Origin of the sequence: Pseudomonas sp. NBRC 111138, from assembly GCF_001320835.1 — a bacterium.
In the GTDB taxonomy this organism is placed as follows: domain Bacteria; phylum Pseudomonadota; class Gammaproteobacteria; order Pseudomonadales; family Pseudomonadaceae; genus Aquipseudomonas; species Aquipseudomonas paracarnis.
In genome coordinates this window covers 66602-80081 of the sequence record NZ_BCBO01000052.1, presented here as the reverse complement: position 1 = coordinate 80081, position 13480 = coordinate 66602, and the positions used below count along the sequence as shown (strand labels likewise).

The 13480-nt window shown below is 61.0% G+C and carries 16 protein-coding genes; 12 read left to right on the top strand and 4 right to left on the bottom strand.

Annotated features, from left to right (window positions below):
- The first annotated feature begins 123 nt into the window (after nucleotides 1-123).
- The 4 genes from APH41_RS09680 (at nucleotide 124) to APH41_RS09665 (ending at nucleotide 3836) form a co-directional block, all read left to right on the top strand.
- Entirely contained in the window at nucleotides 124-489 is a 366-nt protein-coding gene (locus APH41_RS09680) for a type II toxin-antitoxin system RelE/ParE family toxin (RefSeq protein WP_034127312.1), read from the top strand.
- Nucleotides 482-787: an XRE family transcriptional regulator gene (locus APH41_RS09675; protein WP_054918686.1), complete on the top strand. Its 306-nt coding sequence runs from the start codon at nucleotides 482-484 to the stop codon at nucleotides 785-787. Before APH41_RS09680 ends, APH41_RS09675 begins: the two co-directional genes overlap by 8 nt.
- Nucleotides 788-920: 133 nt before the next feature.
- The gene (locus tag APH41_RS09670) at nucleotides 921-2474 is read left to right on the top strand and encodes a DUF726 domain-containing protein (RefSeq protein ID WP_054918683.1); all 1554 of its coding nucleotides are present in this window, start codon (nucleotides 921-923) and stop codon (nucleotides 2472-2474) included.
- Between the two features lie 42 nt (nucleotides 2475-2516).
- The gene (locus tag APH41_RS09665; RefSeq protein ID WP_054918680.1) at nucleotides 2517-3836 is read left to right on the top strand and encodes an Nramp family divalent metal transporter; all 1320 of its coding nucleotides are present in this window, start codon (nucleotides 2517-2519) and stop codon (nucleotides 3834-3836) included.
- 76 nt (nucleotides 3837-3912) lie between these two features.
- On the opposite strand, the gene APH41_RS09660 is transcribed toward APH41_RS09665, so the two are convergent.
- The gene (locus APH41_RS09660) at nucleotides 3913-4845 is read right to left on the bottom strand and encodes a LysR family transcriptional regulator (protein WP_054918678.1); all 933 of its coding nucleotides are present in this window, start codon (nucleotides 4843-4845) and stop codon (nucleotides 3913-3915) included.
- Nucleotides 4846-4964: 119 nt separating this feature from the next.
- On the opposite strand from APH41_RS09660, the gene APH41_RS09655 reads away from it, so the two are divergent.
- The 6 genes from APH41_RS09655 (at nucleotide 4965) to APH41_RS09640 (ending at nucleotide 8294) form a co-directional block, all read left to right on the top strand.
- Nucleotides 4965-5453 (top strand): DMT family transporter, encoded by a 489-nt coding sequence (locus APH41_RS09655; RefSeq protein WP_014718846.1) that lies wholly within the window; start codon nucleotides 4965-4967, stop codon nucleotides 5451-5453.
- A 4-nt stretch (nucleotides 5454-5457) separates the two neighbouring features.
- Nucleotides 5458-5913 (top strand): DMT family transporter, encoded by a 456-nt coding sequence (locus APH41_RS09650; protein WP_054918676.1) that lies wholly within the window; start codon nucleotides 5458-5460, stop codon nucleotides 5911-5913.
- An 88-nt stretch (nucleotides 5914-6001) separates the two neighbouring features.
- Nucleotides 6002-6172 carry a putative metallothionein gene (locus tag APH41_RS28015; RefSeq protein WP_019816816.1) on the top strand — a complete coding sequence of 57 codons (171 nt, stop codon included), beginning with the start codon at nucleotides 6002-6004 and terminating at the stop codon, nucleotides 6170-6172.
- A gap of 114 nt (nucleotides 6173-6286) precedes the next feature.
- Nucleotides 6287-7063 (top strand): helix-turn-helix transcriptional regulator, encoded by a 777-nt coding sequence (locus tag APH41_RS09645; protein WP_054897042.1) that lies wholly within the window; start codon nucleotides 6287-6289, stop codon nucleotides 7061-7063.
- A gap of 69 nt (nucleotides 7064-7132) precedes the next feature.
- The gene (locus tag APH41_RS28010) at nucleotides 7133-7306 is read left to right on the top strand and encodes a DUF1427 family protein (protein WP_014718843.1); all 174 of its coding nucleotides are present in this window, start codon (nucleotides 7133-7135) and stop codon (nucleotides 7304-7306) included.
- Nucleotides 7307-7334: 28 nt separating this feature from the next.
- Nucleotides 7335-8294, top strand: coding sequence for a zinc-binding alcohol dehydrogenase family protein (locus APH41_RS09640; RefSeq protein WP_054918674.1), 960 nt, complete (start codon nucleotides 7335-7337; stop codon nucleotides 8292-8294).
- A gap of 150 nt (nucleotides 8295-8444) precedes the next feature.
- Here APH41_RS09640 and APH41_RS09635 read toward each other — a convergent pair whose 3' ends face one another.
- Nucleotides 8445-9476 carry a purine nucleoside permease gene (locus tag APH41_RS09635; protein ID WP_054918672.1) on the bottom strand — a complete coding sequence of 344 codons (1032 nt, stop codon included), beginning with the start codon at nucleotides 9474-9476 and terminating at the stop codon, nucleotides 8445-8447.
- A 14-nt stretch (nucleotides 9477-9490) separates the two neighbouring features.
- Nucleotides 9491-10441: a nucleoside-specific channel-forming protein Tsx gene (locus APH41_RS09630; RefSeq protein WP_054918671.1), complete on the bottom strand. Its 951-nt coding sequence runs from the start codon at nucleotides 10439-10441 to the stop codon at nucleotides 9491-9493.
- A 212-nt stretch (nucleotides 10442-10653) separates the two neighbouring features.
- On the opposite strand from APH41_RS09630, the gene APH41_RS09625 reads away from it, so the two are divergent.
- Nucleotides 10654-11466, top strand: a complete 813-nt coding sequence (locus APH41_RS09625) for an aminoglycoside phosphotransferase family protein (protein ID WP_054918669.1) — start codon at nucleotides 10654-10656, stop codon at nucleotides 11464-11466.
- Here APH41_RS09625 and APH41_RS09620 read toward each other — a convergent pair.
- A complete protein-coding gene (locus APH41_RS09620; RefSeq protein ID WP_054918667.1) occupies nucleotides 11448-12395 on the bottom strand; it encodes an AraC family transcriptional regulator in 948 nt (315 codons plus the stop codon). The genes APH41_RS09625 and APH41_RS09620 overlap by 19 nt on opposite strands.
- 254 nt (nucleotides 12396-12649) lie before the next feature.
- Here APH41_RS09620 and APH41_RS09615 point away from each other — a divergent pair, with 254 nt between their 5' ends.
- Nucleotides 12650-13423 (top strand): L-iditol 2-dehydrogenase, encoded by a 774-nt coding sequence (locus APH41_RS09615; RefSeq protein ID WP_054918665.1) that lies wholly within the window; start codon nucleotides 12650-12652, stop codon nucleotides 13421-13423.
- Nucleotides 13424-13480 lie beyond the last annotated feature (57 nt).

The following is a 13480-nucleotide window of genomic DNA, read 5'->3' as shown; positions in this document are numbered from 1 at the left end:
TTATTGCTCACCGGGCAGCCTGAAGGATGTGAATACAATTTCTTCCGGAACACGGCTGGCGACCAACCGACGCCGGCCTAAAGTTATGCACTTGAGTTTATATTCCTTGGGTGGCATATTTGCATGGTCTGGGACATTGAATACACGGATGAATTCGAAGAGTGGTGGGATGGCTTGGATGCAAAGGAGCAATCGTCGGTGGCTGCCAGTGTTGATTTGCTGGGGCTGTTCGGACCTGGGCTGCGCTTTCCCCATAGCAGCGATATCAAGGGTGCTCGGCACGGCAACCTGCGAGAGTTGCGGGTACAGCATGCAGGGCGACCTTACAGGGTGTTGTATGCCTTCGATTTTCGGCGCTGTGCAGTGTTGCTGATAGGTGGCGATAAAACCGCACAGCACCGTTGGTACCACGAGTACGTACCCTTGGCAGAGAAGCTGTACGACGTACATTTAGACTCATTGCGTAAAGAGGGCCGTGACCATGGCTAAGAAATTCGCGGAACTGAAAGCTCGCATGACACCTGAGGCGCGCGCCGATGCCGAGCAGATATTTCAGCAACACTTGAAAGAAATGCCGCTGCATGAGTTGCGCAAAGCCCAGCAACTGAGCCAGGCAAGCCTGGCAAAGGTATTGAATATCAACCAGGCAGCGGTTTCGAAGATGGAGCGTCGTACTGATATGTACATCAGCACGTTGCGTGACTACATACGTGCGATGGGGGGCGAGCTGGAAATCATCGCCACTTTTCCGGATGGCCAGGTCAAAATTGACAACTTTGCCTGTTGAAGTAGCTGGGCTCTTCGCCAGATTCAGGCTATTCCCATTGTCCTGAGCGTGGCGAACGCTGGTCAGGATTCACCTTCCTTGTCGGCTCTGTTTGTTACTATCGCCATCCCTTGCCGCCAGGAGTCACCGCCCCATGCAACACCAGTGGGATGAAATGCACCGCACCCGCAAACCCACGTTCGTCTTGTGTGGCGAGCCCCAGGGGGATGTGCTCAATCTCTATGTTCACGGTTATTCGGCCTTCTTCAACCGTCAGCAACTGGGTAGTTTCAAGGAGCAACTGGCCGGTATCGAAGGGTCGACCAACCTGATGTTGTTCTGGCCGGCGGGGCATTTTCTGGAAAACCTGTTTGCACCGTTCAAGGACGTGCTCGCCTCGCTGCTCGGCGGTGGCGGCCTGGGCGCGGCGACGGTGGGCGTGGGCAAGGCCATTGCCTATTTTCTCGACCATTACAAAAGTGTCGAGGCACGGGTCGATGAAGTGGCCAAGACGTTATTGCCAGAGCTGGCCGGCTACCTGCACGACCAGTCGCTGCCGGTACGGCGTATCAACCTGATCGGCCACTCCCTGGGCGCGCGTATCCTGGTCAAGAGCTTGCTGGCCAGCCCCGAGATTGCTCGCGAACTGCCGCTCGATAACCTGTTGTTGATGGGCGGGGCGATTTGTACATCGAGCCCCTGGGACGATGTGTCGGCGCCGCTCAAGGGGCGGTTGATCAACTGCCACTCCAGCAAGGACTGGGCGCTGGCCATGAAACCCGACACCGAGCGTTGCATTGGCCGCTATGCGATTGACGTAACGCCCGCGCTCAAGTCCAAGGTCACCAATGTGCACCTGGCCAGCTTCGATCATGCCGCCTATTGGCCGCAGTTGAAGACGGTGGTGCAGTACACCGATTTGCTGCAGGAGCGGCGCGGCATGATCCGTGTGGACTCGCGCAGCAGTGAAGTGCGTTTTGCCGAAGCGGACGTGGACCTGTGCCCGGCATTGGTGCAAGCGCGGCCGGAGGAGCTGAAGTTTCTTGCTGAACTGATGGCGCAAAAGCGCAGTGCCGCGATTGATGCCAGTGTGCGCGAGCCGTTGAAACTGGCCATCGAATTGCAGCGCATGGGCGGTGATAGCTTTATGAACCTGGCCCGTGGCCATGGCGTGGGCTATCGCCAGATTGCCGAAGATGTGGCGCAACGCCTGGGCATCAAGTTCGACCAACCACTTGAACACGTGGCGCTGGCAGAGATCGAAGGGCAGGTCGCAGAAACACTGATCGAGCAATATAAGGACAAACTCAGTCGCGCTGATCGCCAGGCGTTCGAGGCCGAGCTAAAGGCGGCTGCACAGAAAGAGCAGGGGCTGTTCAACCGTTTCGATCTGGGGCGTTCGGCCACCACCGCCTTGAGCGGCACGGCGTTGGCCGGGCTGACCGGGTTTATCCTGCGGCGTGGTGCGGCCACGGCGATTCCGGTGGTGGGCCAGGCGCTGGCTGCGGCGATGTTGCTGGTCAGCGGGGTGCGAGCGTTTTCCGGCCCGGCATATTCGATCACCACCCTGGCGGTACTGGTGATCGGCGTGATTCGCCAGCGCATGGAGCGCGAGGCGCTTAACCAGGAACTGGAGCTGGTGGTGCAAGTGGTGGAAGCGTTTGACCTGCCGCGAGACACGGTGATGCGCACGGTCGCGTCCGACTGATAAGCTGCTGCCCAAGTCTTGTGTATTTGCCTGGAATACCGCGTGAAATTCAGCCTGCCGAAAATCGCTACCGCCCCGTTCTGCCCGCCGGAAGTGGCCGGCTCTGTCGCTGTTGATCCCAAGGCCTCGTTTTTTAAACGGGTGCTGATGTTCGCTGGCCCCGGCCTGTTGATCTCCATCGGCTACATGGACCCCGGCAACTGGGCAACGGCCATTGAAGCCGGTTCACGCTACGGCTACAGCCTGTTGTTTGTGGTGCTGCTGGCCAGCCTGGCGGGGATGGCGGTGCAGTGCCTGTGTTCACGGCTGGGTATCGCAACTGGCAAGGACCTGGCGCAACTGTGCCGTGAGCGCTACAGCCAGCGCTCTGCTCGTACCCAGTGGGTGTTGGCGGAAATCTCCATCATCGCCACAGACCTTGCCGAAGTGCTCGGCTGCGCCCTGGCGTTTCACCTGTTGCTGGGCGTGTCGCTGACCACTGGTATTGTCATCACTGCTTTCGATACGCTGTTGATCCTGGCCCTGCAAAATCGTGGTTTTCGCCGCCTGGAAGCGATCATGCTGGCGCTGGTCGCCACCATCGGCGTGTGCTTTTTCATCGAACTGGTGCTGATCAAACCCTACTGGCCCGACGTGCTCAGTGGCTTCACTCCGTCACTGTCGGCTATCAGCGATGCGGCGCCGTTGTACTTGGCCATCGGTATTCTCGGCGCGACGGTCATGCCCCATAACCTCTACCTGCACACCTCCATCGTGCAGACCCGCCTGATCGGCAAGGACCTGGCGAGCAAACAGGACGCGGTCAAGCTGGCGCGTATCGACACCATCGGCTCCCTGGCCTTGGCGCTGTTGGTCAACGCCGCCATCCTGGTGCTGGCGGCTGCAGCCTTCTACAAGACCGGCCATACCGATGTGGTGGAGATCCAGGACGCCTATCACCTGCTCGATCCCTTGGTCGGCGGTGCTTTCGCCAGCATTCTGTTCGGTATCGCCTTGCTGGCTTCGGGCCAGAGTTCGACCTTTACCGGCACCATTGCCGGCCAAGTGATCATGGAGGGTTACCTCAACCTGCGCATACCCTGCTGGCAGCGCCGCCTGATTACCCGTGGGCTGGCGCTGATCCCGGCGTTTCTCGGGGTATGGCTGATGGGTGACGATGCTATCGGCAAGCTGCTGATTCTCAGCCAGGTGGTCCTGAGCCTGCAATTGCCCTTTGCGTTGTACCCGTTGATCCGCATGACCGGCGACAAGCAATTGATGGGGCCGTTCGTCAACCGGTTGCCCACGCGGCTGCTGGCGTGGTTTTTGTTCGCGGTGATCAGTGGGGCGAATGCGTGGTTGATCGGGCAGTGGGTGTTCTGAGCCAGGGTTGAGTCATGTGCTCGTTTTCTCAACACCGCCTTCGAACAGTTTGCGCTCCATCAGGGGGCGGTCACACTCACCGATCCCAATACGGCACCGTCCCAAAACACTCCACGAAATAGTCGATCACCGTGCGCACCTTCAATGAGAGCCTGCGGCTGCCCGGCCACAACGCGGCGATCTGTTGGGGCTCCAGGGTTGTCGCGACCTCATACTCACTCAGCACCGCCTGCAAGGTGCCGGCGCGCAGGCTTTCGCCAATCAGCCAGGACGGAAACACCACCAGGCCCAGGCCTTGTTCGGCGGCGTGGGTGAGTGTGTCGGCGTGGTTGCCAGTGATGGGGCCGCTGACGCTGTAGGGGGTCCAATCGCCTTGGCCGCGGCGGAAGAACCAGCGCTGCTGACCGGTGATGCCTTTGTAGGCCAGGCAGTGGTGGTGGGCCAGTTCGTCGGGGTGGCGCGGCGTGCCATGCTGGGCCAGGTAGGCGGGGCTGGCGGCGATGCGAAAGCGTTGCGGCGCGAAGATGCGCGCCTGCATGCCCGAGTCATTGAGCACGCCGATACGAAACAGCAGGTCGGTGCCGTCTTGCAGCGGGTCGACGAAGGTGTCGGTCTGCTGGATATCCAGTTGCAGCTTCGGGTAGCGCCGGCACAGCCCTCCCAGCCAGGGTGAAAGGTGACGCTGGCCGAACGCCATGGGCGCGTTGATGCGCACCAGGCCGCTGGGTTCGCTGTCTTGCTCCTGCAGGGCCTGGTTAGCCGTCTCCAACTGCTCGAGTAGCAAGCGTGCGTGACGGCCCAGCAGGCGGCCAGCTTCGGTGGGGCTGACGGCACGCGTATGGCGGTAGAGCAATTGCTGGCCGACGGCCTGTTCCATCAGTTGAATCTGCCGCGAAATGGAGGAGGGCGCCAGGCTTTCGCGGCGGGCCACTTCGGAAAAGCTGCCCTGGTCCAGCACGGCCACAAACAGGCGTAGCGCCTTGAAACTCAGTTCATTCAAGCCCTGCATCGTCTCTCCAGGCTGTGCGTTTTGCGCAAAGGTGTTGTCCGCATACTCCCATTTATCGCACAGTACGGCCACCGGATAATGCGCGCCATGTTTTTCCTTTCTTGATACACGGGTGATGTATGCAGGCACGTTCTACCGAAGGCCTGGCGCAGGCCAGGCCGAGCAATAACCTTCTACGGCTGCTGCTGTTGCCGTTGGTGATTCTGGCGGGCATGGGCCTGTCGGTGGAGGCCGGGTTGCTCGGGCCATTGGGCGCGCAGGTCGGGCATTTGTGGGCGACGTTGAGCATCTTTGGCGTTGGCACGGCGATTCTGTTTTTACTGCTGCTGTTCAGCGGCCCGCAAAAGGGTCCAGCATTCACGCAACTGCCACGCTGGCAGCTGATCGGCGGGTTTCTGGGGCCGATGTACGTGGTGGTATTGACCCTGGCCACACCGCACATCGGCATCGCGATGACCATGATCGCGATCCTCTCGGGCCAAGTGGGCAAGAGTGTGTTGATCGACCACTTCGGCTGGTTCGGCACGGCGCGCAAACGGGTCAATGGCGAGCGCTGGATCGCGTTGGCGTTGATTGTGGCGGCTCTGGTTCTGATTGCACGAGGTTAAGACGATGAATCTGTTTATGTTGTTGGTGGTGGTGATTGCAGCGGGGGCGGTGCTGAGTGTGCAGGCCGCTATCAATGGGCGTCTGGGCCAGACGGTGGGGGTATTGCGCAGCAGTCTGTTGACCTTCGCGGTGGGCGCGCTGACCACGGCGCTGTTGATATTTTTCTTCGAACCGGCCCAGGCCGTCAGCCTGCTGGAGGTGCCAAAGTGGCAATTGACCGGTGCCCTGTTTGGCGTGGTGTACATGATGGTGATGGTCGGCGCGGTGCCTGTGGTCGGCACAGCCGTCGCCACGGTGGCGGTGATTGTCGGGCAACTGGGCATGGGCATGCTGATCGACAACTTTGGCTGGCTGGGCAACCCGGCGATCGAGCTGTCGGGCAGCCGTATCCTCGCCATGCTATTGCTTGCCCTGGCGTTGGTGTGCATGTACCGCAGTAATAGCCGCCGGGCCGACTGACGGCGCTGAACCATGCTTGCTTGCCCAGGGTCACTGCTTAAGGTGCGGCGCTCGCCGCATCGGACGACCATGAAAAAGGAGTCTGACCATGCCAGATCAAACCTGTGCTTGCCCTCACTGCAAATGTGTATTGGGCGCTGACGCAATAATGAAAGACGGCAAGGGCTATTGCTGCCAGGGCTGTGCCGAGCACCATGCTCATGGTGAACCCTGCGCGGCGGCGACGGGTTGCGAATGCGCCAAGTCAGCCCACGGTTGACAGGATTGACCTGCAGGCCCGGCCACCCGGTGCCTGCAGGATGAGTAAAAACAGTTCGTTTGCCGGCGACCAGTCTTTACCATGGTCACCCGACCCGATTGATGTGTACCCGCCATGGCCCTGGCAGCGCCCCCCGACCTCAGTGATCTCGCCGTTCCCGTGCAGCCGTTGGCGCGTACCTACCCGCGTGGGTTGTACGTAGAGCCGCACAGTCACGATTGGGGCCAGTTGCTCTACGCGATGAGCGGTGTGATGTGGGTCGAGACGCCCCGCGAAGCGCTGGTGGTGCCGCCCCAGCGTGCGGTGTGGTTGCCGCCGGGGGTGGAGCACGGGATTCGCGTGGTCTCCGATTTGCAGATGCGCAATATCTACCTGCGCCCGGCGTTGGCAGCGACGCTGGACAGCCAGGTGCAGGTCATAGAAGTGGGCCGCTTGTTGCGTGAGTTGATCGTGACATTGGTGGAGCAGGGCGATCACGGCGATGCGGCCTATTACGAGGCTGTCGTAGGCCTGGCCCTGTTGGAGTTGCAACGCGCACGGCGCTCGCCTATTCGCATCGCCATGCCGGTGGCGGCTGATCGTCGGCTGATCAATGCGTGCCAGGCCGTCATGACGTCGCCCTCCCTGGACATCCCGTTCGAGCAGCACGCCGAGGCCGCGGGCGCCAGCGTGCGCACCCTGGCGCGGTTGTTCCAGCAGCACCTGGGCATGGGGTTTGCCCAGTGGCGCCGTCAGGTGCAGTTGGCTACGGCGGCGGCGGAGTTGATCCAGGGCCATTCGGTGAGCGGCATAGCGCGCACCCTGGGCTATTCGCCCAGTAGCTTCAGTGACATGTTCCGACGTGAACTGGGAGTATCGCCGTCGCAGTACAGGGGTTGGCCGAAATCCTGAAGCACTTGGCCGATACCCACGGTAGACGCGCACTAGACTGAGCCCATCAATCAACCGGGCGCAGCGTTCATGAGCTATTTGATTTCCTTGGCCATCGGCCTGTTTGTCGGCGTGATCTACGGCGCGCTGGACTTCCGCTCGCCTGCACCGCCCGCTATCGCACTGGTCGGCCTGATGGGCATGCTGCTCGGCGAAAAGCTCTGGCCCATGGCGCGGCAGTTGGTCAGTGGTTGGTTGTCCTGATCCCTTTTTCCTTCCACGGATGCCCTCTATGAACGCACTGCAATTTACCGACACCGGCGACCTCGCCCACCTGCGCCTGGTGGAGGTGCCCATGCCGGTACCGTCTGCCGGCGAAGTGCTGGTCAAGGTCAACGCGGCGGGCCTGAACCCCAGCGACGTCAAAAACGTGCTTGGCCGTTTCCCCTACACCACGCTGCCACGCATCCCTGGGCGTGACTTCGCAGGCGTGGTGGTGGAAGGCCCGCAGGCATTGCTCGGCCAGGAGGTCTGGGGCACCGGTCGTGACCTGGGTTTTTTCGCTGACGGTTCCCATGCCCAATACCTGCGCGTGTCAGCCAAGGGCGTGGCGTACAAACCTACGCACTTGAGCTTTGCCCAGGCGGCCAGCCTCGGTGTGCCCTATACCACCGCCTGGGATGCCCTGGAGCGCAGCGGCGTTGGCAAGGGCACGCGCTTGCTGGTGGTCGGCGCCAACGGCGCGGTCGGCAGTGCGGCGTTGGCGCTGGCGAAGATACGCGGTGCGCAGGTATTGGCGGCCGTGCGCAAGGCCGATCAGCTCGAGATGTTGCAGGCCCAAGGGCTGGAGGCGATTGCCTTGGGCAAGCCGGAGGAATTGGGCGCGCAAGTGCAGGCCGTGTTCAAGGGCGGCGCCGACGTGATCTTTGACACTACCGGTTTCTGGCTGCCTGCCGCGGTGGCGGGGCTGGCACCGTTCGGCCGCATCGCCATCATCGCCGCACCCGTTGACGGCCATGTGCAGTTACCGGCCCTGGCGCTGTACCGTAAGGGCGGGTCGGTGGTTGGGATCAACTCTTTGCTCTATAGCTGCGAACAATGCGCGGTGATGCTGGAGGCGTTTGGGCGCTTCTTTGATGAAGGACTGTTGCCGCTGCCTACAGGGTTGCGTGAAGTGGCGTTGGCGGAGGGTGTTCAGTGCTATGCAGAAGTGAACAACGGCAGCCCAGACAAAATCATCTTCCTGCCCTGATGGATAGAAATGTGGGAGCGGGCTTGCTGTGGCGAGGGAGCTTGCTCCCGCTCGATAGCGCAGCTGGAGCCGGCTTTTTTGGGGGCGCTACGCACCCCAGCGCAAGCAAGCTTGCTCGCCACAGCAAGCCCGCTCCCACAGTGTTGATCTTTATTCGGCTTCGGGAACGCCTTTTTCCCACGCCGACCAGTTCTTCACAATCGCTTGGACCAACGGGTTGCCCGTGCGGTACAGGTTTTCCAGCGCCGGTACAAACCCACCCTGGTCCGCATACTTGAGCAGGTTGTCCACTTCGCTGTAGCCAGGGTAAGGCCGGTCAAAGTCGGAACCTGCGCGCACCACGGCCAGACGCTGGATATCCACCAAGCCTTCGCGGCTGGCGCGCAGCAGCGCTTCGTAGGTGGAGTTGTCTTCCTGTTGGGTGGTGCAGTATTCGCCTTTGTTGTCGGTGAGCAACTTGGTCCAGACTTCGGCACGTTCGCTCAACCGGGTACCGGAAAACCAGGTGTTGCCCGCCAGGGTGTCGCAGCGGGTGACTTGCGGCGGCTGGTTGGCCGGGGCGGCGGGGTAGTGTTTGCGCCAAGCGGCGGACTCTGTGCTTTCTGTCAGCTCCACCTTGTGCGACAAGGCAAACGCCTTGGCTTGCAGCTTTTGGTTGAGCTCAAACACTTCGGTCTTGTAGTCCAACGGTGGTTTTTCGTTGGGGCCCTTGGTGTTGATCCCGATATAGCCCGTCGGCCAGTCCTTGGGTGCATCCCGTGAATCCAGCTCCCACTGCGTGCCGAACTCAACCAGGTAATGAGCCCAGGCGGCGGTGCCGATGGTGCCGTGCTTGGGGCTGATACCGGCGATTCCGGCGATCAGGAAGTAACTCTGGCGCAGGTCGAACTTAGGCGACAAGGCCAGGGCCAGGGTAGACGCGGCAGCGTTGGTCTGGCCCATGCCGGTCACCAGCAGGCACACGTCTTGGGTGTTGCAGCGAATCACGGGATATTCGGCGGACAAGCCCGGAACGCGTACCTCTTGTTTAAGCTCGAGGCGGTCGACCCAGGTTTGCGCCTCGGGGGCGAACATGGTGATCAGCATCACCTTGGGTTTGATCGTTGGCGGGTTATCCGCCAGCACCACGTGAGGCAATAGGGCCAGGCCGACGGCCAGCGAGACACGGGTCAATGCGTTCATCTACAGCTCCTTGATCAGAATTGATAGCCCACGCCAGCGTAGTAACCCCAGCCGTCTGAGCGTGCGCGGAAGTTGCCTTCGCCGAAATTCAACTCGCTGCCATCCTCCCAGTTGCCGCCGTTGTGAAAGTAACGGCCGACCAGGGTAAAGCGCAGGTGGGTAAACGAGTACAGCAATACGTTGGTGGCCACCAGGGAGTTGGCGGTGCGCGCCGGGTTGTCCTTGTGCAGGTCCGAGCCGAAATCGTAGTTGGTGAAACCGATGTAGGTCAGCGAGGCGCCGTTGTCGAACTTGCCGATGGGCACGATGTACTTCATCTGCGCTCGGTAGCCGTCCCAGGAGTACTCATTGCTGGCACCGTAGTTTTCCCACTGGTAGCGCCCGTAGAAATTGGCCGACAGGTTGACTCGCGAGTGGGTGTCGATATCGGTGCCCAGGCCGCTGTACAGAGTGTTGGCGCGGTTTTCCTTGCGGCTGCCGTGGTCGTAGATCCAGTCAAAGGCCACATACCATTCCTTGAATGGGCCAATTGCCAGGCTGCGTCCTGCGAGGTAGTCGATGGAGATCCGCGGTTCATGCTCCATGAACACCGGCGAGCCATGGTCCCACACACCTTTGTCATTACTGTTACCGATGGTGAGGATCTTCGGCACATCGATATAGCCGTACAACTCAAAGGGGCCCTTGCGCCCGAAGTACTCGTATTCCAGGTAGACGTCATCTTGAGGCTTGGGGCCGAAACTGATGTCTTTGCTGCCAATCAGCGTGAGGTCCTGGTTAAACCACTCGGACAGATACACGCCTTTTTTCGCCGGGGGGGTGGCTTCAGCGCTGAGGGTTTCGCCCTGTGCTGAGTCATCCACGGGCTTTTCCTGCGCCAAAATGGGTGCACTGAGTACTCCCGTAACGGCGGCCAGTAGCAACGAAACGCCAAGACCAGCACGAGGCTTTGAGGTGGGGTGCATTGAAAGTCCTTATTCTTACGCGGTTTAAACCCGATTAGACGGGGAGGAATGAACTTGGCGGTCAAGTTCGTTCCGCAAACGTTTGCACAGGTTGTACCAACTTGGGTCAATGGCTTGAACTATCTAGAAAAAAGAGCAATTAGCCGACGCTTTGGTCAGGAAAGCAGTGGGATTTCTGTCATCCTGATGCGTCCCCCCTGTGGAGGAATCTGATGTTCGAACACTACCTGCGTGCCTGGGAGCTGAGTGCCGATGGAGAGCCTATCGTCACACCCGGCAGCCACCTGTTGCCGGTCCGCTGGAAGGGCGTGCCGGCGATGTTGAAAATTGCTCATACCCCTGAGGAAAAACTCGGCGGCCGCCTGCTGAGTTGGTGGGCCGGTGACGGCGCGGCACGGGTGTTCGCCCATGACCACACTGCAGTGTTAATGGAACGCGCCACGGGCCCAGGTTCCTTGATGCGCATGGCCCTCAATGGTCAGGACGACGAAGCCAGCCAGATCGCCTGCGCAACCCTGGCCCGGCTGCATGCGCCTCGTGTGTCGCCGCCCGAAGGGTTGGTTGGGCTGGATGAGTGGTTCAGATCCTTGTGGCACGCCGCCGAACAGGAGGGCGGTGCCTTACGCGACTGCGCGGCGACGGCCCGGACATTGCTGGCTGCGCAACAGGAGGTTGTGGTACTGCACGGTGATTGCCATCAAGACAATATCCTCGACTTTGGCCCTCGTGGCTGGCTGGCGATCGATCCAAAGCGGGTGATGGGCGAGCGCGGTTACGATTACGCTAATCTGATCTGCAATCCGGACTTGCCGACCAGTAGCGATCCACTGCGTTTCCGCCGCCAGGTTGGGGTTATCGCCCTGGCGGCCGGCCTCTCACGTCCGCGGTTGTTGCAATGGGTGGTGGCTCATGCCGGGTTGTCTGCCGCCTGGTTTCTGGAAGACCAGGAGCGCGAGCGTGCCATGATTGAGTTGCAGGTTGCCCGTCTGGCACAGCAGGCACTGGCTCAAGGGGCGGGCGAGTAAGGCGGCGGGTGATGGGTAACCGGGGTGAATAATTGAAGTGCGGCCTGCCGCCGGTACTCACTCGGCGTCTGGTGCATTTCGATACGAAAGTGGCGATTGAAATTCGACAGGTTGGCGTAGCCCACCTCAAAGCAGATGTCCGCCACTGACATTTGGCTGTGCAACAGCAAGCGGCAGGCACGCTGCACGCGGAACTTGCGCATCAGGTCGATAAAGCCGTGGCCGGTGTTGCGCTTGAAAAACCGCGAAAAGCCGGGTTCGCTCATGTCCAGTTGCCGGGCGATGTCCGACAGGCGTACATCGCCGGTCAGTTCCCGCATCAGGTAGTCAAGCGCCTTGTTGATACGTTCGGCGCTGCGCGCATCCAGCGTCGGTGCATAGCACGGGCTGGCCAGGGTATTGGCCTGTGCAGGCGGTGCGTTCTTCAGGGTGTCGAGCAATTGCAGGAACAGGGCCAGGCGTTGCAGCCCATGGGCGCAGCCGATGGCCTCCATCAGCCGTGCCGCGCTCGTTGCGGTCTCGCCGGTGAATTCGATGCCCCGTCGCGCCCGTGCAAACAGTGACTGTAAATCACCGAGCTCAGGCAGGGTGGTGCGCAGAGCGAGCAGGGCGGCGCCGTCGAATTGCAGCACCACATCACGCCCGTGCAGGTATTCGCCCGGGGCCAGGTCACCGATCCAGTCGTGGGGCAGGCCAGGGCCGATCAGCGCGACGTGCCCGGCGCTGAATGCACCGATATAGTCGCCCGCCACCAGCTTGCCGCTGCCTTGGCGGATCAGGTGGATTTCGAATTCAGGGTGGTGGTTCCAGCGTGCCAGTTCATAGGGATAGTCATGTTCGAACCAGCGAAAACCATGTTCCGGTTCGGTCAGGATCACCTCAAGCTCGGCAGGGCGATGCTCGAACAGGGTGGCGGGGCTGACGGGCATGGTGCTGCCTCTTGTGGCGGTGCAATTTTCCCAAAATACCCGCACTGGCAATCGCTGCGCTAGCCCTGGTTTCGCCTGAGGCTGATACTTTTTTGATCCTGTGCCTCAGGTTAAAAAAGTATCAGCCTCGCATTCGCCAGCCGTTTGTGAGGCGGCAGGTCAAGCTGCTGTAATCGAGGCTCCACAACAAAGGTCGGCAAGCTGTTCTCGGCGGTGTTCACCGGCTACCGGCAATAACCTTTACAGGACCCCCCATGAAACGACTCGAAGGCAAAAGCGCGCTGATCACTGGATCGGCGCGAGGCATTGGCCGTGCGTTCGCCCAGGCCTACATCGCTGAAGGCGCCACCGTGGCCATCGCCGACATCAACCTGCAGCAGGCCCAGGCCACCGCCGCCGAACTGGGGCCCAAGGCTTACGCGGTGTCGATGGATGTCACCGACCAAGCCTCCATCGACGCGGCGATCGCCACGGTGGTGAGCCACGCCGGCAAGCTCGATATCCTGATCAACAACGCCGCACTGTTCGACCTGGCGCCCATCGTCGACATCACCCGCGACAGCTTTGAACGACTGTTCTCGATCAACGTCGCCGGCACCCTGTTCACCCTGCAGGCCGCAGCCCGACAGATGATCAACCAAGGGCATGGCGGCAAGATCATCAACATGGCCAGCCAGGCCGGGCGGCGGGGCGAGCCGTTGGTGGCGGTCTATTGCGCGACCAAGGCGGCGGTGATCAGCCTGACGCAATCGGCGGGCTTGAACCTGATCAAGCAGGGCATCAACGTCAATGCCATCGCCCCCGGTGTGGTGGACGGCGAGCATTGGGATGGGGTGGATGCGCTGTTCGCCAGGCATGAAGGGCTGGCGCCTGGCGAGAAGAAAAAGCGCGTAGGGGATGAGGTGCCGTTTGGGCGGATGGGCACAGCTGAAGACCTGGCTGGCATGGCGATCTTCCTGGCGTCGACGGACGCCGACTATGTGGTGGCCCAGACCTATAACGTTGATGGCGGCAATTGGCTGAACTAGCAGTTAACGCTGACCCAACTGTGGGAGCTGGCTTGCCTGCGATAGCGTTGGTGGATT

Coding starts and splice junctions, on each gene's coding strand:
- APH41_RS09675 (WP_054918686.1), top strand. CDS start 482: ATGGCTAAGAAATTCGCGGAACTGAAAGCTCGCATGACACCTGAGGCG.
- APH41_RS09660 (WP_054918678.1), bottom strand. CDS start 4,845: ATGCAGGGCTTGAATGAACTGAGTTTCAAGGCGCTACGCCTGTTTGTG.
- APH41_RS09655 (WP_014718846.1), top strand. CDS start 4,965: ATGCAGGCACGTTCTACCGAAGGCCTGGCGCAGGCCAGGCCGAGCAAT.
- APH41_RS09650 (WP_054918676.1), top strand. CDS start 5,458: ATGAATCTGTTTATGTTGTTGGTGGTGGTGATTGCAGCGGGGGCGGTG.
- APH41_RS09670 (WP_054918683.1), top strand. CDS start 921: ATGCAACACCAGTGGGATGAAATGCACCGCACCCGCAAACCCACGTTC.
- APH41_RS09645 (WP_054897042.1), top strand. CDS start 6,287: ATGGCCCTGGCAGCGCCCCCCGACCTCAGTGATCTCGCCGTTCCCGTG.
- APH41_RS09615 (WP_054918665.1), top strand. CDS start 12,650: ATGAAACGACTCGAAGGCAAAAGCGCGCTGATCACTGGATCGGCGCGA.
- APH41_RS09625 (WP_054918669.1), top strand. CDS start 10,654: ATGTTCGAACACTACCTGCGTGCCTGGGAGCTGAGTGCCGATGGAGAG.
- APH41_RS09640 (WP_054918674.1), top strand. CDS start 7,335: ATGAACGCACTGCAATTTACCGACACCGGCGACCTCGCCCACCTGCGC.
- APH41_RS09630 (WP_054918671.1), bottom strand. CDS start 10,441: ATGCACCCCACCTCAAAGCCTCGTGCTGGTCTTGGCGTTTCGTTGCTA.
- APH41_RS09620 (WP_054918667.1), bottom strand. CDS start 12,395: ATGCCCGTCAGCCCCGCCACCCTGTTCGAGCATCGCCCTGCCGAGCTT.
- APH41_RS28010 (WP_014718843.1), top strand. CDS start 7,133: ATGAGCTATTTGATTTCCTTGGCCATCGGCCTGTTTGTCGGCGTGATC.
- APH41_RS09680 (WP_034127312.1), top strand. CDS start 124: ATGGTCTGGGACATTGAATACACGGATGAATTCGAAGAGTGGTGGGAT.
- APH41_RS09635 (WP_054918672.1), bottom strand. CDS start 9,476: ATGAACGCATTGACCCGTGTCTCGCTGGCCGTCGGCCTGGCCCTATTG.
- APH41_RS28015 (WP_019816816.1), top strand. CDS start 6,002: ATGCCAGATCAAACCTGTGCTTGCCCTCACTGCAAATGTGTATTGGGC.